The 1721-nt window shown below is 55.5% G+C and carries 1 rRNA gene; it reads left to right on the plus strand.

What is annotated here, in order from left to right:
• A 23S ribosomal RNA gene (locus BM397_RS28835) occupies positions 1–1697 on the plus strand; the annotation flags it as partial.
• Between the last annotated feature and the right edge of the window lie 24 nt (positions 1698–1721).

The following is a 1721-nucleotide window of genomic DNA, read 5'->3' on the forward strand; positions in this document are numbered from 1 at the left end:
AAGTTGTCCTGCGGCGAAGATGTAACGGGGCTCAAGCCATGAGCCGAAGCCGAGGATGCGCATAGCGCATGGTAGCGGAGCGTAGTGTGACATAGGACTCCTCCTCTTCTGCATCCCTCGGGATGTAATGGAGGAGATAGTCCTTTCTGTGAAGCCGGGCTGTAAGGCATCCGGTGGAGAGATCACTAGCGAGAATGATGACATGAGTAGCGACAAAGAGTGTGAGAGACACTCTCGCCGAAAGTCCAAGGGTTCCTGCTTAAAGCTAATCTGAGCAGGGTAAGCCGGCCCCTAAGGCGAGGCCGAAAGGCGTAGTCGATGGGAACCAGGTCAATATTCCTGGGCCATGTGGTGGTGACGGATCGCAGGGGTAGTTCTTCCTTATCGGATTGGAAGGGCTGCTGAGCGGTTCCTGGAAATAGCCCCACTTTTAGACCGTACCCTAAACCGACACAGGTGGACTGGTAGAGAATACCAAGGCGCTTGAGAGAACGATGTTGAAGGAACTCGGCAAAATACCTCCGTAAGTTCGCGAGAAGGAGGCCCAGTTTCAACGCAAGTTTTGGCTGGGGGCACAAACCAGGGGGTGGCGACTGTTTACTAAAAACACAGGGCTCTGCGAAGTCGCAAGACGACGTATAGGGTCTGACGCCTGCCCGGTGCCTGAAGGTTAAAAGGAGGGGTGAGAGCTCTGAATTGAAGCCCAGGTAAACGGCGGCCGTAACTATAACGGTCCTAAGGTAGCGAAATTCCTTGTCGGGTAAGTTCCGACCTGCACGAATGGCGTAACGACTTCCCCGCTGTCTCCAACATCGACTCAGCGAAATTGAATTGCCTGTCAAGATGCAGGCTTCCCGCGGTTAGACGGAAAGACCCCGTGCACCTTTACTACAGCTTCACACTGGCATCAGGCCATGCATGTGCAGGATAGGTGGTAGGCTTCGAAGCAGACACGCCAGTGTCTGTGGAGCCTCCCTTGAGATACCACCCTTGCATTGCTTGATGTCTAACCGCGATCCCTTATCGGGTTCCGGGACCCTGTGTGGCGGGTAGTTTGACTGGGGCGGTCGCCTCCTAAAGCGTAACGGAGGCGCGCGAAGGTTGGCTCAGAGCGGTCGGAAATCGCTCGTTGAGTGCAATGGCAGAAGCCAGCCTGACTGCAAGACTGACAAGTCGAGCAGAGTCGAAAGACGGCCATAGTGATCCGGTGGTCCCAAGTGGGAGGGCCATCGCTCAACGGATAAAAGGTACGCCGGGGATAACAGGCTGATACTGCCCAAGAGTCCATATCGACGGCAGTGTTTGGCACCTCGATGTCGGCTCATCTCATCCTGGGGCTGGAGCAGGTCCCAAGGGTATGGCTGTTCGCCATTTAAAGAGGTACGTGAGCTGGGTTTAGAACGTCGTGAGACAGTTCGGTCCCTATCTGCCGTGGGTGTAGGATACTTGAGAGGAGTTGCCCCTAGTACGAGAGGACCGGGGTGAACGATCCACTGGTGGACCAGTTGTCGTGCCAACGGCAGTGCTGGGTAGCTATGATCGGACAGGATAACCGCTGAAGGCATCTAAGCGGGAAGCCCCCCTCAAAACAAGGTATCCCTGAGGGCCGTGGAAGACCACCACGTCGATAGGCCGGAGGTGTAAGTGCAGCAATGCATTCAGCTGACCGGTACTAATGGCCCGATAGGCTTGATCCGATCCAGGAACAGCAAGACTGTTCC

It is taken from the genome of Alloyangia pacifica (assembly GCF_900116195.1).
Taxonomy (GTDB): Bacteria; Pseudomonadota; Alphaproteobacteria; order Rhodobacterales; family Rhodobacteraceae; genus Salipiger; species Salipiger pacificus.